Annotated in this window: 24 protein-coding genes and 1 pseudogene; 8 read left to right on the top strand and 17 right to left on the bottom strand. The window is 71.3% G+C overall.

From position 1 onward, the window contains the following. Positions 1 to 24: 24 nt before the first annotated feature. Positions 25 to 447, bottom strand: coding sequence for a VOC family protein (locus tag ABZ370_RS26125; RefSeq protein WP_358625339.1), 423 nt, complete (start codon positions 445 to 447; stop codon positions 25 to 27). Between the two features lie 162 nt (positions 448 to 609). Between ABZ370_RS26125 and ABZ370_RS26120 the strand changes: the two genes are divergently transcribed. Next, positions 610 to 1,596: a transcriptional regulator gene (locus ABZ370_RS26120; RefSeq protein ID WP_358625337.1), complete on the top strand. Its 987-nt coding sequence runs from the start codon at positions 610 to 612 to the stop codon at positions 1,594 to 1,596. A gap of 49 nt (positions 1,597 to 1,645) precedes the next feature. Here ABZ370_RS26120 and ABZ370_RS26115 read toward each other — a convergent pair whose 3' ends face one another. Continuing rightward, positions 1,646 to 2,185 (bottom strand): GNAT family N-acetyltransferase, encoded by a 540-nt coding sequence (locus ABZ370_RS26115; RefSeq protein ID WP_358625335.1) that lies wholly within the window; start codon positions 2,183 to 2,185, stop codon positions 1,646 to 1,648. Beyond that, positions 2,185 to 3,462, bottom strand: coding sequence for a hypothetical protein (locus ABZ370_RS26110; RefSeq protein ID WP_358625333.1), 1,278 nt, complete (start codon positions 3,460 to 3,462; stop codon positions 2,185 to 2,187). Before ABZ370_RS26110 ends, ABZ370_RS26115 begins: the two co-directional genes overlap by 1 nt. Positions 3,463 to 3,603: 141 nt before the next feature. Between ABZ370_RS26110 and ABZ370_RS26105 the strand changes: the two genes are divergently transcribed. Next, positions 3,604 to 3,915, top strand: coding sequence for a hypothetical protein (locus tag ABZ370_RS26105; protein ID WP_358625552.1), 312 nt, complete (start codon positions 3,604 to 3,606; stop codon positions 3,913 to 3,915). Here ABZ370_RS26105 and ABZ370_RS26100 read toward each other — a convergent pair. Then, positions 3,905 to 4,094, bottom strand: a pseudogene (locus ABZ370_RS26100) (TetR/AcrR family transcriptional regulator); the annotation flags it as partial. The gene ABZ370_RS26105 and the pseudogene ABZ370_RS26100 sit on opposite strands and share 11 nt — an antisense overlap. A 144-nt stretch (positions 4,095 to 4,238) precedes the next feature. On the opposite strand from ABZ370_RS26100, the gene ABZ370_RS26095 reads away from it, so the two are divergent. Both ABZ370_RS26095 and ABZ370_RS26090 read left to right on the top strand, forming a co-directional pair. Beyond that, positions 4,239 to 4,775: a GNAT family N-acetyltransferase gene (locus ABZ370_RS26095; protein ID WP_358625331.1), complete on the top strand. Its 537-nt coding sequence runs from the start codon at positions 4,239 to 4,241 to the stop codon at positions 4,773 to 4,775. Between the two features lie 14 nt (positions 4,776 to 4,789). Further along, a complete protein-coding gene (locus ABZ370_RS26090; RefSeq protein ID WP_358625329.1) occupies positions 4,790 to 5,155 on the top strand; it encodes a hypothetical protein in 366 nt (121 codons plus the stop codon). A 324-nt stretch (positions 5,156 to 5,479) separates the two neighbouring features. On the opposite strand, the gene ABZ370_RS26085 is transcribed toward ABZ370_RS26090, so the two are convergent. Together ABZ370_RS26085 and glmS are read right to left on the bottom strand one after the other, a co-directional pair. Beyond that, positions 5,480 to 5,848, bottom strand: coding sequence for a holo-ACP synthase (locus ABZ370_RS26085; RefSeq protein ID WP_358625327.1), 369 nt, complete (start codon positions 5,846 to 5,848; stop codon positions 5,480 to 5,482). Next, entirely contained in the window at positions 5,845 to 7,692 is a 1,848-nt protein-coding gene (gene glmS, locus ABZ370_RS26080; RefSeq protein ID WP_358625325.1) for a glutamine--fructose-6-phosphate transaminase (isomerizing), read from the bottom strand. Before glmS ends, ABZ370_RS26085 begins: the two co-directional genes overlap by 4 nt. Before the next feature lie 169 nt (positions 7,693 to 7,861). Here glmS and coaA point away from each other — a divergent pair, with 169 nt between their 5' ends. Then, complete coding sequence (coaA, locus tag ABZ370_RS26075; protein WP_358625323.1) at positions 7,862 to 8,878, top strand: type I pantothenate kinase; 1,017 nt, start codon at positions 7,862 to 7,864, stop codon at positions 8,876 to 8,878. Positions 8,879 to 8,941: 63 nt separating this feature from the next. On the opposite strand, the gene glmM is transcribed toward coaA, so the two are convergent. The 3 genes from glmM to rplM form a co-directional block, all read right to left on the bottom strand. Next, complete coding sequence (glmM, locus tag ABZ370_RS26070) at positions 8,942 to 10,300, bottom strand: phosphoglucosamine mutase (RefSeq protein WP_358625321.1); 1,359 nt, start codon at positions 10,298 to 10,300, stop codon at positions 8,942 to 8,944. 176 nt (positions 10,301 to 10,476) lie between these two features. Continuing rightward, positions 10,477 to 10,980: a 30S ribosomal protein S9 gene (gene rpsI / locus ABZ370_RS26065; RefSeq protein ID WP_358625319.1), complete on the bottom strand. Its 504-nt coding sequence runs from the start codon at positions 10,978 to 10,980 to the stop codon at positions 10,477 to 10,479. Positions 10,981 to 11,023: 43 nt separating this feature from the next. Then, the gene (rplM, locus tag ABZ370_RS26060; RefSeq protein WP_358625317.1) at positions 11,024 to 11,467 is read right to left on the bottom strand and encodes a 50S ribosomal protein L13; all 444 of its coding nucleotides are present in this window, start codon (positions 11,465 to 11,467) and stop codon (positions 11,024 to 11,026) included. A gap of 283 nt (positions 11,468 to 11,750) precedes the next feature. Here rplM and ABZ370_RS26055 point away from each other — a divergent pair, with 283 nt between their 5' ends. The 3 genes from ABZ370_RS26055 to ABZ370_RS26045 all read left to right on the top strand — a co-directional run bounded on the left by ABZ370_RS26055 (position 11,751) and on the right by ABZ370_RS26045 (position 15,813). Then, positions 11,751 to 12,614, top strand: a complete 864-nt coding sequence (locus ABZ370_RS26055) for a hypothetical protein (protein ID WP_358625315.1) — start codon at positions 11,751 to 11,753, stop codon at positions 12,612 to 12,614. Positions 12,615 to 12,946: 332 nt separating this feature from the next. Beyond that, positions 12,947 to 15,106, top strand: coding sequence for a glycosyltransferase family 4 protein (locus ABZ370_RS26050; protein ID WP_358625313.1), 2,160 nt, complete (start codon positions 12,947 to 12,949; stop codon positions 15,104 to 15,106). Positions 15,107 to 15,207: 101 nt separating this feature from the next. Further along, positions 15,208 to 15,813 carry a hypothetical protein gene (locus tag ABZ370_RS26045; protein ID WP_358625311.1) on the top strand — a complete coding sequence of 202 codons (606 nt, stop codon included), beginning with the start codon at positions 15,208 to 15,210 and terminating at the stop codon, positions 15,811 to 15,813. Positions 15,814 to 15,820: 7 nt separating this feature from the next. On the opposite strand, the gene ABZ370_RS26040 is transcribed toward ABZ370_RS26045, so the two are convergent. The 8 genes from ABZ370_RS26040 to ABZ370_RS26005 form a co-directional block, all read right to left on the bottom strand. Then, entirely contained in the window at positions 15,821 to 17,065 is a 1,245-nt protein-coding gene (locus ABZ370_RS26040) for a PP2C family protein-serine/threonine phosphatase (RefSeq protein ID WP_358625309.1), read from the bottom strand. After that, entirely contained in the window at positions 17,062 to 18,087 is a 1,026-nt protein-coding gene (locus ABZ370_RS26035; RefSeq protein WP_358625307.1) for a SpoIIE family protein phosphatase, read from the bottom strand. The genes ABZ370_RS26040 and ABZ370_RS26035 overlap by 4 nt, the downstream gene beginning before the upstream one ends. Then, on the bottom strand, positions 18,084 to 18,476 hold the full coding sequence (locus tag ABZ370_RS26030) for an ATP-binding protein (protein ID WP_358625305.1): 393 nt from the start codon (positions 18,474 to 18,476) through the stop codon (positions 18,084 to 18,086). Before ABZ370_RS26030 ends, ABZ370_RS26035 begins: the two co-directional genes overlap by 4 nt. A 64-nt stretch (positions 18,477 to 18,540) precedes the next feature. Continuing rightward, on the bottom strand, positions 18,541 to 18,951 hold the full coding sequence (locus ABZ370_RS26025) for an STAS domain-containing protein (protein ID WP_358625303.1): 411 nt from the start codon (positions 18,949 to 18,951) through the stop codon (positions 18,541 to 18,543). Further along, complete coding sequence (locus ABZ370_RS26020; protein WP_358625301.1) at positions 18,948 to 19,826, bottom strand: STAS domain-containing protein; 879 nt, start codon at positions 19,824 to 19,826, stop codon at positions 18,948 to 18,950. Before ABZ370_RS26020 ends, ABZ370_RS26025 begins: the two co-directional genes overlap by 4 nt. 133 nt (positions 19,827 to 19,959) lie before the next feature. After that, a complete protein-coding gene (gene truA, locus ABZ370_RS26015; RefSeq protein ID WP_358625299.1) occupies positions 19,960 to 20,811 on the bottom strand; it encodes a tRNA pseudouridine(38-40) synthase TruA in 852 nt (283 codons plus the stop codon). Between the two features lie 90 nt (positions 20,812 to 20,901). Next, positions 20,902 to 21,438: a 50S ribosomal protein L17 gene (gene rplQ, locus ABZ370_RS26010; protein ID WP_358625297.1), complete on the bottom strand. Its 537-nt coding sequence runs from the start codon at positions 21,436 to 21,438 to the stop codon at positions 20,902 to 20,904. Positions 21,439 to 21,516: 78 nt separating this feature from the next. Further along, positions 21,517 to 22,539 carry a DNA-directed RNA polymerase subunit alpha gene (locus ABZ370_RS26005; RefSeq protein ID WP_009715858.1) on the bottom strand — a complete coding sequence of 341 codons (1,023 nt, stop codon included), beginning with the start codon at positions 22,537 to 22,539 and terminating at the stop codon, positions 21,517 to 21,519. Positions 22,540 to 22,607: the final 68 nt, after the last annotated feature.

Raw genomic sequence — 22,607 nt, 5'->3', positions numbered from 1 at the left:
GTCCGTCGCACCGGCCCGGGCGGGTCAGCCGTTGTAGGGGGCGGTGACGTCCAGGACCCAGGTCACGCCGAAGCGGTCGCTGAGCATGCCGTACAGCGGCGCCCAAGGCGCGGCCTCCAAGGGCCGCACCACCGTCGAGCCGTCCGACAGTTTCCGCCACAGGGCGCTGATCTCGTCGGCGTCGTCGCCGCGCACGGAGACGAAGAAGGGGTTCTCGCCCTGGTTCCAGGGCAGCTGGGAGGGCACGTCGTAGGCCATGACGTGGAAGCCGTTGTCCCCGGCCACTTCGCCCCACATCACCCAGTCCGCCTCGTTCTCGTTCTGCACACTGCCGGCGTCCTTGTAGGTGACGGCGACGACCCGCCCGCCGAAGACGGACTGGTAGAAGTCCAGCGCCTCGCGCGCGGCCCCCCGGAAGTTCAGGTGGGTGGTGGTCGTGACGGACATGGCCCGCTCCTTGCCTTGGGTTCCTCGGATGTGCGCCGCCGCGCCGGAAGAGACACGGCGCGGCCACCGTGACCTGGGGCTGTGTCCCCCAGGCGGCTCGTGGACCACCATGGCAGGGGTAGTGGACAGGTTGTGTCCTGTACTGGAGAGAGAATGGTGGGCATGCAGAAAACGTCCTCGCGGCTGCTCTCGCTGCTCTCGCTGCTCCAGACGCGCCGTGGCTGGTCCGGCGAGGACCTCGCCGAACGGCTCGGCATCACCCCGCGCACGGTCCGCCGCGACATAGATCGCCTGCGGGAACTCGGCTACCCCATCACGGCCGCCAAGGGCCCCGCCGGGGGATACCGCCTCGACGCCGGTGGGCACCTGCCCCCACTGCTGTTCGACGACGGCCAGGCCGTCGCTCTGGCCGTCGCCCTGCAGACCGCCGCCACCGGCACCACCATCGCCGAGGACGCCGCACGCGCCCTCACCGTGATCCGCCAGGTCATGCCGTCCCGCCTTCGCCACCGCATGGACATGCTGCGCGTCACGGCCGTCCGCCCGCCCGAGAGCGGCGACGCCTCACAGGTCGACACCCAGGTCTTCACGGACCTGAGCACCGCCATCCACTCCCGTGAGGAACTGCGTTTCGACTACGCGCAGGACCGTAACGCCGCGGCTGAGCAGCAGCGCCGCCGGGTGCAGCCCCACCATCTGGTCACCTGGAGCGGCCGCTGGTACCTCCTGGCCTGGGACCTCGACCGCGACGACTGGAGGACCTTCCGCGTCGACCGCATCCACCCGCGCCCACCGACCGGCCCCCGCTTCACTCCGCGCGAACTGCCCGGAGGCGACGTGCCCGCCTTCATCACCAGCCGATTCCGCGGCTCCGACGGCACCACCACCGACTGGCCCTGCCGAGGCGAAGTCGTCCTCGACCTTCCCGCCACCGCCGTCGCCCCCTTCGCCGAGGACGGAATCGTCGAAGAACTCGGCCCGGACCGCTGCCGACTCGCCCTCGGCTCCTGGTCATGGACCGGCCTGGCAGCCACCATCGGCCGCTTCGACGCCGACATCGAAGTCATCGGCCCACCCGAACTCAACGCCGCCTTCGCCCACCTCGCCACCCGCTACGCCAACGCCGCCCGCACAACCACCGCGCCCTGAGGGCGTCAGCGCGACGACCGTGGTCACGCGCCCGATTCAGTGACGCCGGTCAGCTCAGATCGAGAACCATCACGTCATGCAGGTCGGCGCCGTCCCATGGGTGCGCCTCGCCCACCTTGCGGTACCCCCACGACCGGTAGGCCGCCTGCGCGGCCTCGACGTCGGGCCGGGCATTGAGCAGGACGCGCTCCTCCGTGCCGTCGGCAAGGACCGCCTCGTGCAGCCGACGCGCCACGCCCAGGCGGCGCCACGGCGCACGCACGGCCAGCTCCATCAGCCCGAACGTCCGCCGCCCGTCCTCGCGGCGCAGCTCGTCGCTCACCGGTGTGGTGAGCCGGTCCCACCAGCCGGTCTGGGGGCTGAGCGGATAGCCATACGCGATGCCGACCGGCTCACCGTCGCCCGTGCGGGCGAGGGCTCCCCGGAAGGTGGCCTTACGGACCTGCGAGCGGAACCGCCGGAAGTTGGCCTCGACCGAGTCTGAGGTCTTGTCGTACGGCGGCTCGGCGAAGGCTTCGGCGTAGACCAGAGTGAAGGCGTCCTCGGCCCTCGACGCCGCTACGCCGCCCATACGCTCAACAGTGATCATCACCGGCCACCCTCTCGCGTCGCCTCACGAATGCGTTCGACCACGTCACGCGCAGCGGGGGCATCGGCGCGTACGGCAGAACGCCCGAAATCCCGTAGACGGCCCCGCAGCCTTGCCGAAGACACGCCGCCGCAGGCATCGAGTACGCCCATCATCTCGTTGCATGCCTCCTCGACCTCGCTGGTGTGGAGCAGCGTCTGCGCGAGACGGGCCCGGTACCAAGCGGTGTTACGGGTGTAACCACCGCCGAGCCCGGCGACTGCGGAGCGCAGGAAGGGCACGGCTCGCGCGGGCTGACCCTCAGTGGCGTAGTAGGCCGCCGTCGCATAGTCCACCTCAACGGGACCGGCGAACCGCGCCCACCGCGGCACATCCGAATCGGTGTCTGTACGTCCCTGGTACGAAACGGCGCGGCTCAACGCGCGACGCGCGCCGGACAGATCGCCCGCCTGCCCCGCCGCGCTGGCCTCGCGCAGCGAGATCACCAAGTGCACCGTGGGCCCCGCACCCGCCTGGTGTGCGAGACGGTAGGCACTCTCGATGGCCGACGCCGCCTCCCACATGCGGCCTGCATCGACGGAAAGCAGGGAAAGCGTGTTGAGCGCACGCACCTGCAACAGCGGATCGTCGATGAGCTGCGCCGCCGTCATAGCTTCCATGCAGGCAGCGCGGGCTTCTCCGGGCGGTCCACCGTCGTATCCGAACCATGCCCGGTGACAGGCGATTTCGCAGACCATCGTCTGAAGGTCACGACCGACTCTGCTCGTGTAGGCGCCGTCGCTCAGAGCACGCGTGATGCCCCGCTCAAGCTGGTGGGCCCGCGCCTTCGCTGGAAGGCTTCCGGATTTGTGGTCGACCGTATAGAGGTCGGCAAGCCCCGCGCGGAACCCCGCCACGTCACCGGCACCGACACGAGAACCATGCCGGTTCGGGAGGATCGCCGCTGCGGCGATCGCCCCGGGCCCGGTGACGAATGCTCGACGTCTCACCTCTTCATCGTCGCCGATCCTTCCGGCAACCGTACGCCGGCGCGAGGGAACGTCGAATCCCATCTCGGCCAGCGGGAGGCCGAACATCGCTTCAAGCACTGCCTGTTGACCCGGGTGCGGTAACGGCGGAGGCGACTCGCTCTCCCACCGCCGGAGCTGGCGGACGCTCACCGAGGCATCGATACACAACCGGACGGCCTCACGCACGAAGGCAGCAACAAAGGTCACCTGGGTATATCCCGCACTCTTGCGCAACCCCGCAAGCACGCTACCGCCACCGTCCGCCATCAACGTCTCCCCACGCACATGACCGTCCACTCAGCGTAGCGAAACGTCCGCCCAAACGTCCGGTGGCCAGGGACCTTCACCTCCCAAGGAAGCGCTGCACTGGTGGGGTACACGCAAGACCCCAGCCAATGGGAGCTGACGATGACCGGCCTACGCCTGCTGCCCTGGTCCGACCCGGAGGGCAGGCCCTGCTATCTGTCGTCGGACAACGACGACAGTCCCCTCAACCGACGCGCTGACCAGATCGAGGCACTACAACTGTCCATGGGGACGCAGTTGCTCGGCCACGCCCGCGCGCTACTGGACGAGCACAAAACGGGCACGCAGGAGCTTCGCTTCCTCTCGGAGCGGCTATGCGAGGCGCTGCGCGACGTGCTGCGAGTGGCGGAGAGCAGAGGCGGACGGCTTCCCGACCAAGACGAGGAAGGCGATTATCTGCGGCTCAATCGATGACCGTGGCCACGACCTTGTGGACGGCTTCGGGCATCCGGCCGGGTGCCGTGTCGGTCGGCGAACAGCATGTGCGCGGTCGCGGCATCGGCCAGGATCGGGATGCCGGTGGGCCTGGCCTCGCGCAGCCGGGAACGCAGTTCATCCCGGGAGGTAACGAGGCTGACAATCGCCACCGCGACCATGAATGTCCCCGGTGGCGCCGGGGCCCACCCTCGGGTGGCCCGGATGCTGGAGGTGCTCGGGGACAGGCTCCGTTCCACGGCGCACCGCAGCGAGGGCTCCAAGACGTGGGACGCTTACACCGACTCCCGAAGGGACGACTCGTGACATCCGCGGCCATTGAACTCCGGCACTTCCGCGAAGTGGAACCCGTCTGGTCCACGCTGATCTCCGTCTACGCCGAGGTGCGGGCGGACCGGCTGCGTGACCCGCACTACTCCGTCGAGCGGTACGGCGAACGCCTGGCCCGGCACGCCTCCGAACCCGGCTGGGAGGCGGTGGTCGGTTACGACGGGGACGAGGCCGTCGGGTACGCGTACGGCAACACCATCGAGCACGGTGACCGTTATTGGAAGCGGGTCACGCGACCGCTGTCACCGGCACTTACCCAGGTCCCGACGCTGGCGCTCAAGGAAATGATGGTCCGCGCCCCCTGGCGCAAGACCGGAGCCTCTCGCGGCATCCATGACGAGCTGCTCGCCCGGCGGTTCGAGGAGCAAGTGACGCTCATGGTCAACCCGCTGGCGGGTGAGGGAAAGGTCCACCGGCTGTACGCGTCATGGGGATACGAGGACATCGGAGAGAGCCAGCCATCGCCGGACTCGCCGGTTCTGATGGCCATGGTGCGTCTGACACGGTGACGAAAGGAGCAGGGATGTCGCAGACCGAGGGTGCTCGGCTGTTTCGGAAAGCTTGGATCACGGGGGTGCGGCGGCACTTTCCCGGGGAGCCCAAGGCTGGCTATCTGACGCCCTGGGAGGACACCCCGGAGTGGGAGCGGGCGGCTGCCGGGGCGGTGTACGCGCAGGTGCGGCAGTTCGTCGAGGTGAGCGAGGGGCATGCGGCGCGCCTTACGCGGGAGCAGAAGGGACGCTTCGTCGCGACGTGCTGGGCCGCGCAGATGTACCGGCACTTCGAGGACCCCAAGCCCGGTTACGTCGCCGACTGGCTCGATCTCCCCGACTGGCAGCGGGAGACAGACGCGGACATCTTCGAGGCCATCGAGAAGGACCTCAGCTGACACGCGTCCCCTCCCGCCCGAACGGGGAGTCGCCGACGATGCGCGAGGGGCCGGGGTCGCACCCACCCCTGCCCGACCGCCCGTCGCCGGGCTAGCCGGGACCGGAGCGGGGCCCGGAACCACCGGCGGGTAGCCGCTACTCGGCGGGAGGGGGCGGGGTGGCAGGGGTGGGGTGCTGGACGATGACGTGTATTTGTGGCGCACACTCCCGGCCCACCCCACGTCTCCGGGCACCGGCGCCAAAAATATACGAGTCCAGGGCCCTGCCCCGGAGGCCCCGCGCCCGCACCACCCACCGAACCCCAGGCACACCCACCACGGCCCTCACGCCTCCGCGATCACCACCGCCGACGCGACCCCCGCGTCGTGGCTCAGCGAGACGTGCCACGACCGGACGCCCAGCTCGTCGGCCCGCGCCGCGACCGTGCCGCGTACCGACAGGCGGGGGCGGCCGCCGGGCTCGGTCCATACCGAGGCGTCCGTCCAGCGCAGGCCGCCCGGGGCGCCCAGGGCCTTGGCCAGGGCCTCCTTCGCGGCGAAGCGGGCCGCGAGGGAGGCGGGGCCGCGCCGCTCGCCGCTCGGCAGGAGCAGCTCGGCCGGAACGAACAGGCGCGATGCCATGCCGGGCGTACGGTCCAACGCGGCGGCGAAGCGGTCCACGGCAGCCACGTCGATGCCTACGCCGACGATCACTCGACCGTGACCGACTTCGCCAGGTTCCGCGGCTGGTCCACCTCGTTGCCGCGGGCCGTGGCCAGCTCGCACGCGAAGACCTGGAGCGGCACGGTGGCCACCAGCGGCTGGAGCAGCGTGGGGGTGACGGGGATCTCGATGAGGTGGTCGGCGTACGGGGCGACCGCCTCGTCGCCCCGCTCGGCGATCACGATGGTGCGGGCGCCACGGGCCCGGATCTCCTGGATGTTGGAGACGATCTTGTCGTGGAGGACGGACCGCCCGCGTGGGGAGGGCACCACGACCACCACCGGCACGTCCTGCTCGATGAGCGCGATCGGGCCGTGCTTGAGCTCGCCCGCCGCGAAGCCCTCGGCGTGCATGTACGCCAGTTCCTTGAGCTTGAGCGCGCCCTCCAGAGCTACGGGGAAGCCGACGTGGCGGCCCAGGAAGAGGACGGTGTTCTTCGGGGCCAGGCTCCGGGCCAGCTCCCGCACCGGCTCCATGGTCTCCAGGACCTCTTCCACCTGGGTGGCGATCTCGGACAGCTCGCGGATCACGGAGAGGATCTCGTCGCCCCACTTGGTGCCGCGTACCTGACCCAGGTACAGAGCCACCAGGTAGCAGGCGACGAGCTGGGTGAGGAACGCCTTGGTGGAGGCGACGGCGACCTCGGGCCCGGCGTGGGTGTAGAGGACGGCGTCGGACTCGCGCGGAATCGTGGAGCCGTTGGTGTTGCAGATGGCGAGCACCTTGGCGCCCTGCTCACGGGCGTGCCGCAGCGCCATCAGGGTGTCCATGGTCTCGCCGGACTGCGAGATGGCGATGACGAGGGTGCGCTGGTCGAGGATGGGGTCGCGGTAGCGGAACTCGCTGGCCAGCTCGGTCTCGCAGGGGATGCGGGTCCAGTGCTCGATGGCGTACTTGGCGATCATCCCGGCGTGGTAGGCCGTACCGCACGCCACGATGACGACCTTGCTGACCTCGCGCAGCACGGAGGCGGGGATGCGGACCTCGTCCAGACAGAGGTTCCCGGCCAGGTCGATGCGGCCGAGGAGGGTGTCGGCGACCGCCTTCGGCTGCTCGGCGATCTCCTTGAGCATGAAGTAGTCGTAGCCGCCCTTCTCGGCGGCGGAGGCGTCCCAGTCCACGTGGTAGGGCCGGACCTCGGCGGGGGCGCCGTCGAAGTCGGTGACGGTGACGCCGTCCCGGCGGGCCTCGACGACCTGGTCCTGGCCCAGCTCGATGGCCTCGCGGGTGTGGGCGATGAAGGCGGCCACATCGGAGGCGAGGAACGCCTCGTCCTCGCCGACGCCGACGACCAGCGGCGAGTTGCGGCGCGCGCCGACCACCACGTCGGGCGCGTCGGCGTGCACGGCGACGAGGGTGAAGGCGCCCTCCAGCCGGCGGCACACCTGGCGCATGGACTCGGCGAGGTCGCCGCAGGAGGAGAAGGTCTCGGCGAGCAGATGCGCGACGACCTCGGTGTCCGTCTCGGAGGCCAGCTCATGGCCGCGGTCGGCCAGCTCGGCGCGGAGGGCGGCGAAGTTCTCGATGATGCCGTTGTGGACGACGGAGACCCGGCCCGCGTTGTCCAGGTGCGGATGGGCGTTGGCGTCGGTCGGCCCGCCGTGGGTGGCCCAGCGGGTGTGGCCGATGCCGGTGGTGCCGCTGGGCAGCGGCCGGTCGGACAGCTCCTTCTCCAGGTTGGCGAGCTTGCCCGCCTTCTTGGCGGCGGCGAGCCCGCCGTCGGCCAGAACGGCGACCCCGGCCGAGTCATAGCCGCGGTACTCCAGCCGCTTGAGCCCGGCGAGGACGACATCGAGGGCGGACTGCCCTCCCACGTAACCAACGATTCCGCACATGCATTGCAGCGTACGACCCACCGGTCCGGGGCCATACCACCGCCCGCGCGTCGGCCCGCCCATTTACGGGCATACCGCACGCGGCGCGCGCACACCAGCCACGGCCGGGGTGACCGACCCCACGCCCCCGGCTCGTCGCTCCGGCGGGTCCAGCCATGACAATGAAGGGATGATCACGTCTTCCGCGCGCGAGGCGCGCACCGGGCCCGCGCGCTCCTCGCAGCGGCGGGGCGGCGAGGCGACCCCGTATGTGGACCTGTCCCGGGCCGAGTGGAGCGCGCTGCGGGACAAGACCCCGCTGCCGCTGAGCGCCGACGAGGTCGAGCGGCTGCGCGGGCTGGGCGACGTCATCGACCTGGACGAGGTACGGGACGTCTATCTGCCGCTGTCCCGGCTGCTCAACCTGTACGTGGCCGCCACCGGCAACCTGCGCGGCGCGCTGAACACCTTCCTCGGCGACGCCAAGAACGGCCAGGGCCCCCAGACCGGCACCCCGTTCGTGATCGGCGTGGCGGGCAGTGTCGCGGTCGGCAAGTCGACGACGGCCCGGCTGCTGCAGGCGCTGCTGGCGCGCTGGCCGGACCATCCGCGGGTGGAGCTGGTCACCACCGACGGCTTCCTGTACCCGAACGCCGAGCTGCACCGGCGCGGGCTGATGTCCCGCAAGGGGTTCCCCGAGTCGTACGACCGCCGGGCGCTGACCCGCTTCGTCGCGGACGTGAAGGCGGGCAAGGACGAGGTCTCGGCGCCGGTCTACTCCCACCTGATCTACGACATCGTGCCGGGCGAACGGCTGACGGTGCACCGCCCCGACATCCTGATCGTCGAGGGGCTGAACGTGCTCCAGCCCGCGCTGCCCGGCAAGGACGGGCTGACCCGGGTCGGGCTCGCCGACTACTTCGACTTCAGCCTGTACGTGGACGCGCGTACGGCCGACAACGAGCGCTGGTATCTGAGCCGCTTCCGCAGGCTGCGCGAGACGGCCTTCCAGGACCCGTCCTCGTACTTCCGCAAGTACACCCAGGTCTCCGAGGACGAGGCGCTGGACTACGCCCGGATGCTGTGGCGGACGATCAACGAGCCGAATCTGCGGCAGAACGTGCAGCCCACGCGGGGACGGGCGACGCTGGTGCTCCGCAAGGGCCCGGACCACAAGGTGCAGCGGCTCTCCCTGCGCAAGCTGTAGCGGTTCCCGGGGGCGGAGCCCCCGGACCTCCGCTCCTCACACGCCGGAGAGCCTTGAGACCGACTATCCCAGGGCCGACTTCACGGCGTCGGCCAGGCGGCCCGCCACCGAGCGGGCCTGGTCGATGTCGGCGGCTTCGACCATGACGCGGACCAGCGGCTCGGTGCCCGAGGAGCGCAGCAGGACGCGGCCCGTCTCGCCCAGCTCGCGCTCGGCCTCGGCCACGGCGGCGGCCAGGTCGGCGCTGCTGGAGACGCGGGACTTGTCGACGTCGGGGACGTTGATCAGCACCTGCGGCAGGCGTTCCATCACCCCGGCGAGGTCGGCCAGGGTGCGGCCGGTCGCGGCGACGCGGGCGGCCAGCATGAGGCCGGTGAGGGTGCCGTCGCCGGTGGTGGCGTGGTCGAGGGCGATGACGTGGCCGGACTGCTCGCCGCCGAGGGCGTAGCCGCGGCTCTTCATCTCCTCCAGCACATAGCGGTCGCCGACCGCCGTCTGGACCAGCTCGACGCCCTCCCGCCGCATGGCGAGCTTGAAGCCGAGGTTCGACATCACGGTGCCGACGACCGCGTTCCCGCGGAGCGTGCCCGCCTCGCGCATGGCGAGGGCGATGACGGCGAGGATCTGGTCGCCGTCGACCTCGCGGCCCGTGGAGTCCACGGCCAGGCAGCGGTCGGCGTCGCCATCGTGGGCGATGCCGAGGTCGGCCTCGTGTTCGACGACGGCGGCCTGGAGCGGCGCCAGGTGGGTGGAGCCGCATCCGGCGTTGATGTTGAGGCCGTCCGGCTCGGCGCCGATCGTCACGACCTCGGCCCCGGCGCGGGCGAACGCCTCCGGGGAGACCCGGGAGGCGGCGCCGTGGGCGCCGTCGATGACGACCTTGAGGCCCTCCAGGCGGTTGGGGAGGACGCCGACGAGGTGGGCGACGTAGTTGTCGAAGCCCTCCGCGTAGTCGCGCACCCGGCCCACCCCGGCGCCGGTGGGCCGGTCCCACGGCTCGCCGGAGGCGTGCACGCGGTAGGTGGTCTCGATACGGTCTTCCAGCTCGTCGGCGAGTTTATGGCCGCCGCGGGCGAAGAACTTGATGCCGTTGTCGGGCATCGGGTTGTGGCTGGCGGAGAGCATCACGCCCAGGTCGGCGCCCAGCGAGCCGGTCAGATGGGCGACCGCCGGCGTCGGCAGCACACCCACTCGCAGCACGTCCACGCCCGCGCTGGCGAGCCCCGCCACCACGGCGGCCTCCAGGAACTCTCCGGACGCGCGCGGGTCCCGCCCGACCACCGCCACCGGCCGATGGCCCTCGAAGGTTCCCACCTCGGCGAGCACATGCGCCGCCGCGACCGACAGGCCGAGCGCCATCTCAGCCGTCAGGCCGGCGTTCGCGACGCCGCGCACACCGTCCGTACCGAAGAGTCGTCCCACTGGTGTCCTCCGAGATTACGAGCTGAGGGGGCAGAAGCTTGCGTGGAGATTGCTTGACGCTTGCCTGTAGGTATACGCCCCCTGGTGGCGATAGCCGAACGCCCCGGAGGCACGGGTGGTGCCGCCGGGGCGTGTCGACGAGCGGCGGAAGCCGCCGAACCGCGTAGTGAAGCGGATTAACGCTTGCTGTACTGCGGCGCCTTACGGGCCTTCTTCAGACCGGCCTTCTTACGCTCGGTGGCGCGGTCGTCACGGGTCAGGAAGCCGGCCTTCTTGAGCGGGGCGCGGTTGTTGTCCACGTCCGCCTCGTTCAGCGCACGGGCGACGCCCAGGCGCAGCGCACCGGCCTGACCGGAGACGCCGCCGCCCGAGATGCGGGCGATGACGTCGTAGCGGTCGTCCAGCTCGAGCACCTTGAAGGGCTCGTTGACTTCCTGCTGGTGCACCTTGTTGGGGAAGTACCCCTCAAGGGTGCGACCGTTGATCTTCCACTGGCCGCTGCCCGGCACGATGCGGACGCGGGCGATCGCGTTCTTGCGGCGCCCGGTGCCGGCGGCCGGCTGCGGGTCTCCGAAGCGGGAGGCGAGGGACTCGGAGGTGTACTCCGACTCGATCGTCTCGACGCTCTCGGTGGTGTACTCCTCGACCTCGATGGGGGTCTCGGCGGTGGTCTCGGCCACGATGCTCCTCAGATTCTTTTCGTCTTAGGGGGTGTGGCCGGACTTACTGCGCGACCTGGGTGATCTCGAACGGCACCGGCTGCTGAGCAGCGTGGGGGTGCTGGTCGCCCGAGTACACCTTCAGCTTGGAGAGCATCTGACGCCCCAGGGTGTTCTTGGGGATCATGCCCTTGATGGCCTTCTCGACGGCCTTCTCCGGGTTCTTCGCCAGCAGCTCGTCGTAACGGACGGAGCGCAGACCACCGGGGTAGCCCGAGTGGCGGTAGGCCAGCTTCTGGGTCCGCTTGTTGCCGGAGAGGTGCACCTTGTCGGCGTTGATGATGATGACGAAGTCACCCGCGTCGACATGCGGCGCGTACACCGGCTTGTGCTTCCCCCGGAGGAGGGTGGCGGCCTGGGTAGCCAGGCGGCCGAGGACAACGTCGGTGGCGTCGATGACGTGCCACTGACGCTGCACGTCGCCGGGCTTGGGGCTGTACGTACGCACGGTCGTAGCCTTCGCTTCTTCAGTGAGTGTGGTCCTGACAAGGCCACCCGGACGATCACGACAGCCCTGGCCGCACCTCGGTGACGCATTCCGAGTGCATGCCGCTGGTCATCGGCCCGGTGAACCGGCGTAAGGGCCCCTCACGTGAGAACGAGCAAGCCAATACGCATAACGAACTGGCAGAATACCGGCCCGCACCCACAGGGGTCAAAACGCCTCCCCAGACGTCACCCGGTCCCCGCCGGGTCCCCCGGTGTCACCTGCCGGGATTAGGATGCGCGCCATGAGCTTTGGGCAAGGGGGGCCGTACGGGCCCGGGGGATCTCAGCAGCCTCCGTCGCGCCAGTCGCAGACGCCGGACTGGGCCGCGATGGCAGATCACAGCGCCACGCGCGGCCGTCGCCGCCGATGGCTCTTCGTCGGCGGCGCGGTGCTCGCGACGGCGGCCGTGGGCACGATGGTCGCCACCGCGGTGGTCAGCAGTAACGACAAGGGCGGCTCCTCCGACGACACAAAGAGCCACCTGCCCTCGCAGCCGACGCTGCCGCGCGAGTCGGAGGAGCCCGGGCCGTCGTTCTCCCATGTCGCGCCGCCCGCACCGCCCAAGCCGCTGGACATCCTCTCCGACGCCAAGCGGGACAAGGCGCCGCTGAGCGCCAAGACACTCTTCCCCGACGAGGAGGCCGCCCGGGAGGGCCGCTCCTACGCGCAGGGGGCGACCGCCTCCACGGCGAGCTGCTCGGCGGGCACACAGGGCGCCCTGGGATCGGTGCTCAGCGGCAACGGGTGCCGCAAGCTGCTGCGCGCCACCTTCGCCAGGGACGGCGTGGCGGTCACCATCGGCGTCGCCGTCTTCGACGCCCGGGCGGCCGCGGAGAAGGCGAAGGACGGATACAAGCCGAATGTGGCGTCGCTGCCGGGCGCCGGGGTTCCGTCGTTCTGCCGCCAGACCGCGTGCCGCACCTCGGCGAACGCGATCGGGCGATACGCGTACTTCACGATCTCCGGCTACACCTCGGGGAAGACGGTGACGGCGTCGGACACCAAGGCGCTGGAGGCCGGGCGCGACCTGGCCGACTACACCTTCCGCCGCATCCTGGCCCGCGGCAACGCCCAGGCGTCGGCGGCCGCGGGCACCACCGGCTGACACACCGCCCGCCCGCTTCCCCCGGACCGTCTTCCCGGCGCCGCCCTTGAGGGCGGCGCCGGTCAGTGCTGCCCTCAGAGCGGATGTCGTGAACCAAGGGGGCGGGAACCTTCTCTGCGGGCGCGGACTCGCCAGGCCGCCGAAGGTTGTACAGCTCACACCGAATGTGGTGCATCCCATATCACCACATGCATAAGCAACTTTTCCTCCTCCAGGCTGTCTTACCGACCGATCGTTCCTCAGGCGCGCATAACGGATCACACCGGCACGCATGACACATCGGGAGAGGGGGGCGCGTCGCGGCAGAACGAGGGTGCCGCGCGTACATCACCATGAAGATCGCTTTTCTGCTGCACAACGCCTATGGGATCGGTGGCACCATCCGGTCGACGTTCAACCTGGCCGGGGCGCTGGCCGCCCGCCACCGCGTGGAGATCGTCTCCCTGATACGCACCATCGACACCCCGGGCCTGCCCCTCCCCGGAGCCGTGCGGATCAGACCCCTGATCGACCAGCGCCCGAACGCCCCGCGCGAGTCGAGCGACCTGGGCCACCCGCTGCTGGAGCGGACCAGCGCCCACGTCCCGGACGCCGAGTCCAAAGGCACCGTCAACTTCAACGCGCTCACCGACCAGCGCCTCGCCGCCTATCTGGCCGACACCGACGCCGACGTCGTCATCGCCACCCGCCCCGGGCTGGTGATCTGCCTCGCCGCCCTCGGGCAGGAGGGCCGCTATCTGCGGATCGGCCAGGAGCACCGGCTGTACGAGACCCACCGCGCCGAGATCCGTACCGCCTGCGACGCCGCCCTCGCCCGGCTCGACGCCAACACCTCCGTCTCCGAGGCCGACGCACGGACCCACCGCGACCGGCTGCCCGGCATCCCCACCCTGCTGACCGGGCTGCCCAACTGCGTGCCCGCCACCGGCATCGAGCCCTCCGACGGCAACGCCAAGCTGGTCGTCGCCGCCGGGCGGCTCATCCCGGTCAAGCGCTACGACCTGCTGGTCAGAGCCTGGGCCACGGTCGCCACCAAGCACCCCGACTGGCACTTGCGGATCTACGGCCGCGGCCCCCAGGCGCCCGCGCTGCGCCGCCAGATCGACGAACTCGGGCTCGCCGGACACATCACGATGATGGGCGCCCACTCCCCCATCGAGACCGAATGGGCCAAGGGCGCGATCGCCGCCGTCACCTCCCGCGAGGAGTCGTTCGGCATGACGATCGTCGAGGCGATGCACTGCGGCGTGCCCGTGGTCGCCACCGACTGCCCGCACGGGCCCGGCGAGATCATCACCAGCGGCCGGGACGGGCTGCTGGTCCCCGTCGGCGATGTCGACGGCATCGCCAAGGGGCTGCTCACCCTGATCGAGGACGGCGCGCTGCGCCGTTCCATGGGCGAGGCGGCGCGGGTCGCGGCGCAGCGGTACGCACCGGCGCGGATGGCGGCCGCGTACGAGGAGCTGTTCGCCGAACTCCTCGCCCGCCGCGGCCAGTCGCCCGCGCCCGGAACCCGGTCCGCCGCCGGGGCGCCCCACGGGGTGTCGACGGTCGACCGGGCCCGGTCGTTCGTACCGCGCTCCCTGCGCGCGCTCTCCCTGACGGCACCGGCCCGCCCGCTGCGCCCGCCGGCCGGCGCGGAGCCCCGCAAGGCCTTCAAGAGCACCGTCAAGCAGCTGATCCGCAAGCCGCTGCGCCCGGTCGCCTCCTGCCGCGTCGGCGCCGACGGCACCCTGACCGTGCTGGTCGAGCCCGCGGACGTCCAGGGCACCGGCCTCACCCTGACCCTCACCCACCGCGGCGGCCGGGGCGCCCCGGTGCGGGTGCCGCTGCGGCCGCCGGTCGCCCCGGGCGCGTCCTGGACCGCGACGCTGGACCGCGGCGCGATCGACCTCGCCGAGGGCCGCTGGGACCTGCATGTGGTGCGCCCCTCGGACGGGGTGCGCCGCCGGGTGCTCAGCCGGTTCGCCGAGGGGCGCGGGCTGGTCGGGCTTGAGCCGCTGCCCGGCTCCCCGTTCTCCTGGTGGATTCCGTACCCGACCGTCGACGGCTATCTCGCGCTGCGCGCCTGGCGCCGCCCGGCCCACGCCGAGGCCCGGGTGATCCGCGCCGAGGCCGACGGGCTCACCGTCGAGGGGACGCTGCACGGCGCGCGCTTCGCCGCCGACGCCGCCCCGAGCGTGGTGGCCACCCCGCGCGGCGCGGCCCTCCCGTTCACCGCGGGCGTCACCGCGCTGGACGCGACCCGGTTCCGCTTCACCATTCCGTACGAGCGGGTGCACACGGCGCGCGGTGAGCGGCAGGGCACCGCCCGCTGGGACCTGACCCTCCGTAAGACGCCGGAGTCCACCACCGCCATCCGCATCGGCCGGGTCGTCGGGGACATCCTCGACCGCCATCAGACCGACCTCCACCCGGTCACCCACGGTGTCCGCCCCTACCTCAGCAAGTCCGAGGATCTGGCCATTACCTGTATACCGCACGAAAATTGAGTGTGAGAGCCAGCCAGTTCGCCGCGTTTGGCCCTGGCCAAGGCGGTAACACTCGGTGAAGTCAAGCCTTGAGCGAGGAATTCTCTGCGGAAGGCAGTGCGATGTCAGTCACGCTCATCATCCTGATAGCGGCGCTGGTGGCCATGGTGGCGCTGGTGTTCGCGCGGCCGGTGCGGCAGAGCAGCCGCGACGGCCTCATGAGCCGGTTCGGCCCCGAGTACGACCGGGCGGTCGCACGGCACGACGGCGACGCGAAGGCGGCGCAGTGGGAGCTCAGTGAGCGGCTGCGACGCTACGGCGAACTGTCGCTGCGGGCGCTGACGCCGGAGTCCCGGGAGCAGTACGCGGCCCGCTGGTCGGGCGTACAGGAGCGGTTCGTCGAGTCGCCCGCGCTCGCCGCGCAGGAGGCCGACCAGCTGCTCGGCACGCTGGCGGCCGAGCGCGGCTACCCGGCCGAGTCCCCGGAACAGCTGCTGGAGGCGCTGTCCGTCCGGCACGCCCAGGCGGTCGACGGCTACCGGCAGCTGCACACCGAGGCGGAGCGGGCCCGCGCGGGCCACGCCCATACGGACCGGCTGCGGGAGGCGCTGCTCGGCGCCTTCCCCCTGTTCGAGGAGCTGGTCCGGGCGCAGCCGCACGACCGGGCGCTGCGGCGACGGCGGCAGTGGCAGCGCCGCCACCGGCCCACGGTGCTGCGGTCCCCTTGAGGTCCGTTCAGGACCGGACGCGGACGGCCAGCGCGAGGGTGTCGTCCGCGTGAAGGATCACGGTGTGCATATCGTCCGCGATGGCGCCGGGGATCTCCTCGATCGGGGCGTGCAGATGCTCGTACGCGGCCTCGATCAACCGCTTCTCGCCCTCCACGGGGTCCCGGCGGCTCTCGGTGAGCCCGTCGGTGTAGAGCAGCAGGAGATCGCCCGGAGCCATCTTCTCGGTCAGCAGCCGGTCGCTTCCCGGCATCGGGAAGCCGATCCCGCGCCCGCGCGCCTCCAGATAGCGCGCCGTTCCGTCGCCGCGCGTCAGCAGCGCGGGCGGATGGCTGCCGTTGGCCACCCGCAGCTCCCCGGTGACCGGGTCGAGCCGGGCCAGCAGGACGGTGGCCATCACACTGCGGTCGAACGGCAGCAGGATCTCGTCGGTGCGGGCGACGATCGACTGGAGGTGGTGGCCCTCCAGCGCGAGGGTGCGCACCGCGTGGGTGACGTTGAGCGCGCTGCGCGTACTGGTCACCCCGTGCCCGAGCGCGTCCACGACCGTGATGTGGACGGTGCCGTCGGGCAGCACGAACCAGTCGTAGAGGTCGCCGCCGGTGGGCGCGTCGGTGCCCGCGGGCGCGTAGTGGACGGCGAGTTCGAGACCGTCGACCTCCAGCGGGGCCGGACGCAGCGCGTCCTCCAGCTCGCGCAGGGTCTGGCCGTGCGCCTTGCGCAGCCGCTCGTCGCGCTCGTCGAGCTGGACGTAGAGGGCGAGCACACCGCTGTTGGTCTCGGCGAGCTCGTCCTTCAGGCGGCGGTGTTCGGCGGCGAGCGCGTCGGTACGGGCCACCACGGCGCGCAACTCCTCCTGCACCAGCGCCGCGTCGGCGGCCGGGTCCTGTTCGGCCTCCGCGCGCGCCGCGTCCGGCGCCGGGGCGGCCGGAAGCCGCCAGACCACCTCCCGCCCGGTCACCGCGTCGGCGGGCAGCGGGAGTCCGGCCGCGGTCTCGGCGGACGGCAGGGCCTCAGGGGCGTCCAGCCCGAGCGCCAGCGTGAGCAGCCCGGACCGGCCGTCGTCATCGCACTGGAACGTCCAGCTCAGCGAGGTGTGTACGGCCGCGCGCACGGCCGGTTCCGCGACGGCCGCGACGGACAGCACGAGCCGTCCGCGCACGCCGGGGTCCAGGGCGTGGTCGCGGGCGATGCGGCGCACGGCCCGGCTGAGCCCGGCCGCCGTGTCGCAGCCGATGGTCCGGGTGGTCATGGGTGCCTCTGTGGGGGCCGGGCCGTGAGAACCGTGGCGTCGTCGCGGATGCGGCGATGGCCGTGGGCGAGTGCGGCGGACAGCAGGGGTGGCGGGAGCCGGAGCAGGGAGGGTGACGGGGCGCGCGCCCATCCGGCGTCGATGCCGTCGCTCTGGAGCACCCCGGTGGCGCCCGGCGGCAGCGGGAAGCGGTGGACGTGCGGGGCGGGCATGGACCAGCCGACGACACCGGGCTGTCCGGTCAGCCGGGACTGGACGCCCTGGTGGGTCAGGGTCAGCACGCGGACGTTGCCGATGCCGCAGTACTCGGCGTGGTCCGCGTGGAGGCGCATCAGCCCGGCCGCGGCCCCCCGGGTGTGCCGCAGGGCGCGGTGCATGCCGGTCAGCAGCTCGCCCAGCGGCCGCCCGGGGTCGGTGTGGAAGACGCGCAGCGCGAGCCCGGCCGCCTCGGCGGCCTGGGTCCCGTGGCCGAGGCCGTCCAGGACGGCGGCGGTGCGGGTGTCGCCGGTGTCGGCGACGGCGCACGCGTCGCCGCAGTCCTCCTCCCCCTCGATCGCCAGGCACACCGAGCCCACGCCCTGGAGCGCGGCACTCCGCTCGCCGGGCGGGGTGAGCCGGGCACAGGCCCAGGTCCCGACCTCGGCACCGCGCCCCGTACCGGTGCGGATGAGGAAGTGGGTGGCCAGCCGGCTCACCGCGCCGAGCCCCACCCCGAGCGTTCCTGAGGTGGTGTAGCCGTCCGAGAGGCAGCGTTCCAGCTCGGCCATGCCGGGGCCGCGGTCGGCGGCCAGGATCTCCACGCCCTCGCCGAGCGGCACGGGCTGGATGTAGAGGGTGCCGTCGCTGGCGTGCTTGTCGAGGTTGGTGGCCAGCTCCGAGGCGATGACGGCCGCCTGGTCGGGCAGCGCGCCGGGCAGCCCGCAGGTGCGCGCCATGCGCCGGGCCGTCTCGGCCGCCAGGTGGACCGCGCTGTGATGGTCGACCCGTACCTGGGCGGTGGGGACCGCCGTCGTACGGGTCACCGGACCGTCCACCGGGAGGCGACCACGACCGTGCCCTGCCCGGCGCCGGTGTGCACCGTGAACTCGTCCATCAGCCGGCGGGCGCCGCCCAGCCCGTGGCCGAGCCCCGCGCCGGTGGTGAAGCCGTCGGTGAGCGCCGTGTCGAGGTCCGCGATGCCCGGCCCGTCGTCCTTGACGGTCAGCCGCAGCCCCCGCCCGGCCGGGCCCCGCACCTGCTCGATGGTCAGAGTGCCGCCCCCGCCGTGGACATACGCGTTACGGGCCAGCTCGCTCGCCGCCGTGACCACCCGGGTCTGGTCGACGATCCCGAATCCGGCGTCGACGGTGGCCGCGCGCACCGCGTGCCGCACCGTCAGCAGGTCCTCCTCCGTACGGACCTGATGGGTCACGGGCGCGCCTGTCCCGCCGTCCCCCTCACAGTGCGCCGGGGGCGGCCACGAAGCGACGGTGGACTCACCGTGCGGCGCCACGTCGGGACCCTCCCAGGGGCTCCTGGGCCTGGCGCCACCCCAGTGCGGCCAGGCCCTGTTCCGGGTTGAGCGCGGTCTCCACACCGACCAGTTCGATCCCCAGCTCGACCAGGGTGATCGCCACCGGGGGCCGCATGCCCGCCACGATCACCCGGGCGCCCAGCAGCCGGGACACCGTGGTCAGCTCCATCAGGGTGCGCGCCACGAAGGAGTCGATGATCTCCAGCCGGGAGATGTCGATGAGCACCCCCCGCGCCCCTTCGGCGGAGATACGGGCCGTCAGCTCCTCGGTGAAGGCGATGGCGGCCCGGTCGTCCAGCTCGTTGAGCAGTCCGGTGACCAGGACGTCGCCCAGCCGCAGGATCGGAACGCCCACCGGGCGGTGTGGGGTCACCGGCGCTCCCCCGCTTCCCCGTCCGGGCCGGGCCCGTCGATCAGCTTGATCGCGGCGGCCAGCGCGTCGGCCAGCGTCGCCCGCGTGAGGATGGTGGACAGGTCGATGCCGAGCTGGGCGATGGTCTGCGCGATGGACGGCTGGATGCCGCTGATCACACAGTCCGCGCCCATCAGCCGCACCGCGTTGACGGTCTGCATGAGGTGCTGGGCGACGGCGGTGTCCACCGTCGGGACGCCCGTGATGTCGATGATCGCGACCAGCGCCTCATGGTCCTGTATCGCCTGGAGCAGGTTCTCCATCACGATCTGGGTCCGCGCGGTGTCCAGCGTGCCGATCAGCGGCACCGCCAGCACCTGCTTCCACAGCCGCACCACCGGTGTGGACAGCTCCATCAGCTGCTGGCTCTGCCGCCGGATGATCTCCTCGCGGCCCTCCACATACGTCTCGAAGGACAGCGCTCCGGCCACGTCCAGCAGCCGGTTGATGTAGACCGCCGTGGCGAACAGCTCCTCGGCCTCCAGGGTCTCCCGCTGGACGGCCTTCAGCAGCGCCTCCTTGAGCGCCAGCACCGCGAGCGAGGTCGCGGTCGGGGTGGCCCCGGACCGGGCCCGGCGCAGCGACAGCCCGATGACCGCCTGGTGCAGCCCCGGATGGGAGGTGACGACCCGGTCCACCGGGGCGTCGCTCTCCAGCCCCGGGACCAGCGCGTCGATCAACGAGTCGGCCTCCTCACGGAGTTCGGCCTCGCTGATGTCGGTGCCGAGCAGCGCCTGCTCCAGCTGGAGCGCGACCCAGCGGTCGGCGATCTCCTCGTCACGCTCTTGCAGAGCCCTTGTCAGCCGTTCACGTACGGCGGCCTCACTGGTACTCACGCGGCTTACGTCCCTTCCCGGTCGGCCACCCGGACTCTGCGGCTCAAATGTTATCGATCTCCTGTGCTCCGGCTCCAGACACAGTTGCGCGCAAACGAGTACCCGCTGATCGCGAACGCACACGCGTCGCAGGTCAGCAGCACCCCGCGCTCGGCAGCGAGCGCTTGTTGCGGGCCTCCTTGCTCCGGGCCGCGAGCCGTTCGTCGGCCGGATAGCCGACCTCTTCGAGAGTAAGGCCATGGGGGCGTACGACATGGACCGCCGAATCCCGCACCCCCGCCGCCAGCACCTTCCCCGGCCAGTCCGCCGGGCGGTGCCCGTCGCCGGTGAACAGCAGCGCGCCGACCAGCGAACGGACCATGTTGTGGCAGAAGGCGTCGGCCCGCACCGTGGCCGTGATCACACCGTCCGTGCCGCGCTCCCAGCTCAGCTTCTGGAGGGTGCGGATGGTGGTGGCGCCCTCCCGGCGCTTGCAGTACGCGGCGAAGTCGTGCTCGCCGAGCAGCGCCGCCGAGGCCGCGTTCATGGCGTCCACGTCCAACGGCCAGTCGTGCCACAGCACATGGCCGCGCAGCAGCGGATCGACCCCGCCCGGATGGTCCACCACCCGGTAGGCGTACCGCCGCCAGACCGCCGAGAACCGCGCGTTGAAACCGGGCGGCGCCTCGGTGACCCGCCATACCCGTACGTCATGCGACAGCCGCCCGGCCAGCCGGCGCAGCAGCTTGTCCCGGTGCTCGGCCCACACCGGCTCCGGCAGATCGACGTGCGCGACCTGCCCACGGGCGTGCACCCCGGCGTCGGTGCGGCCCGCCACGGTCAGCTCGTGGTTTTCCGACGACCGGGTCACCGTGCGCAGGGCGCTCTCCAGCTCGCCCTGGACGGTGCGCCGCTCGCGCTGCTTGGCCCAGCCCGAGAAGTCCTTGCCGTCGTAACTCAGATCCAGCCGGACCCGTACAAAACCGGGCGCCGCCTCGTCACTCACGCAACCGTTCCTCTCCACGCACAACGCGGAACGGGCCCGCACCCAGAATCTGGGAGCGGGCCCGCCCGTTACGACAAGCCGTCAGACGCCTCAGGCGTCCTTGGCAGCCTCATCAGCCGCATCCGCGGCGGGCTCGGCAGGGGCCTCAGTGGCCTCGGCCTCAGTGCCCTCGTCCTTCTTGAGGTCCGCGACGGCCTGGTCGCCCGCGGCGTCCTTCGCGGTGCGCTTGGTGGCGGCCTCGGCCTCGCCGACCGCCTCCTGCTGCACCGTCAGGGCCTCGACCAGCTCGATGACCGCCATCGGGGCGTTGTCGCCACGACGGTTGCCGATCTTGGTGATGCGGGTGTAGCCACCCGGCCGGTTCTCGTAGCGCGGCGCGATCTCGGTGAAGAGAGTGTGCACGACGCTCTTGTCCCGGACGGTCTGGAGCACCAGGCGACGGTTGTGAATGTCGCCCTTCTTCGCCTTGGTGACCAGCTTCTCCGCGACCGGGCGCAGGCGGCGGGCCTTCGCCTCGGTGGTGGTGATCCGGCCGTGCTCGAACAGCGCGGTGGCGAGGTTCGCCAGCAGGAGCCGCTCGTGCGCAGCGCTGCCGCCCAGACGGGCGCCCTTGGCGGGCTTCGGCATGGTTTATCTCCTAGATGTCTGCACCGGCCGTATCAGGTACCGGTGTCAGTTACCGACGAGCGTGTGCCCGCCGGAAGATCAGTACTGCTCGGTCTCCACGAAACCGGCGTCCGCGTCGTCGTCCGCGCCGAAGGCGTCGGCCGCGGCGGTCGGGTCGAATCCGGGCGGGCTGTCCTTGAGCGCGAGGCCCATACCGGCCAGCTTCGCCTTGACCTCGTCGATCGACTTGGCGCCGAAGTTGCGGATGTCGAGCAGGTCCGCCTCGGACCGCGCCACGAGCTCACCCACGGAGTGGATGCCCTCGCGCTTGAGGCAGTTGTACGAACGGACCGTGAGCTCCAGCTCCTCGATCGGCAGCGCCAGATCGGCGGCCAGAGCGGCGTCCGTCGGGGACGGGCCCATGTCGATGCCCTCGGCGTCGACGTTCAGCTCGCGGGCCAGACCGAACAGCTCGACCAGGGTCTTACCGGCCGACGCCATGGCGTCGCGCGGGCGCATGGCCTGCTTGGTCTCGACGTCGACGATCAGCTTGTCGAAGTCGGTGCGCTGCTCGACACGGGTCGCCTCGACCTTGTAGGTGACCTTGAGGACCGGCGAGTAGATCGAGTCGACCGGAATCCGGCCGATCTCCTGGCCGACCTGCTTGTTCTGGACGGCGGAGACATAGCCGCGACCGCGCTCGACGGTCAGCTCCATCTCCAGCTTGCCCTTGCCGTTCAGCGTGGCCAGGACCAGGTCCGGGTTGTGCACCTCGACACCGGCCGGCGGGGCGATGTCGGCGGCGGTGACCAGACCCGGGCCCTGCTTGCGCAGGTACATCACGACCGGCTCGTCGTGCTCCGAGGAGACGACCAGCTGCTTGATGTTGAGGATCAGGTCGGTGACGTCCTCCTTGACGCCCGGCACGGTGGTGAACTCGTGCAGGACCCCGTCGATCCGGATGGACGTGACCGCCGCACCGGGAATCGAGGAGAGGAGCGTACGACGCAGGGAGTTTCCGAGGGTGTAGCCGAAGCCCGGCTCCAGCGGCTCGATCACGAACCGGGAGCGGAACTCGTCGACGACCTCTTCGGTCAACGAGGGACGCTGAGCGATCAGCATGAGGTTTTCCTCCAGTCTCCGGCGCCCACTATTTGACGCCGAACCCTTCAATGGTACGGGCGGTACGT

The organism is Streptomyces sp. NPDC005962 (genome assembly GCF_040629205.1).
GTDB lineage: Bacteria > Actinomycetota > Actinomycetes > Streptomycetales > Streptomycetaceae > Streptomyces.
The sequence above is the reverse complement of the archived record's forward strand: the minus strand, read 5'-3'. Positions and strand labels throughout refer to the sequence as shown.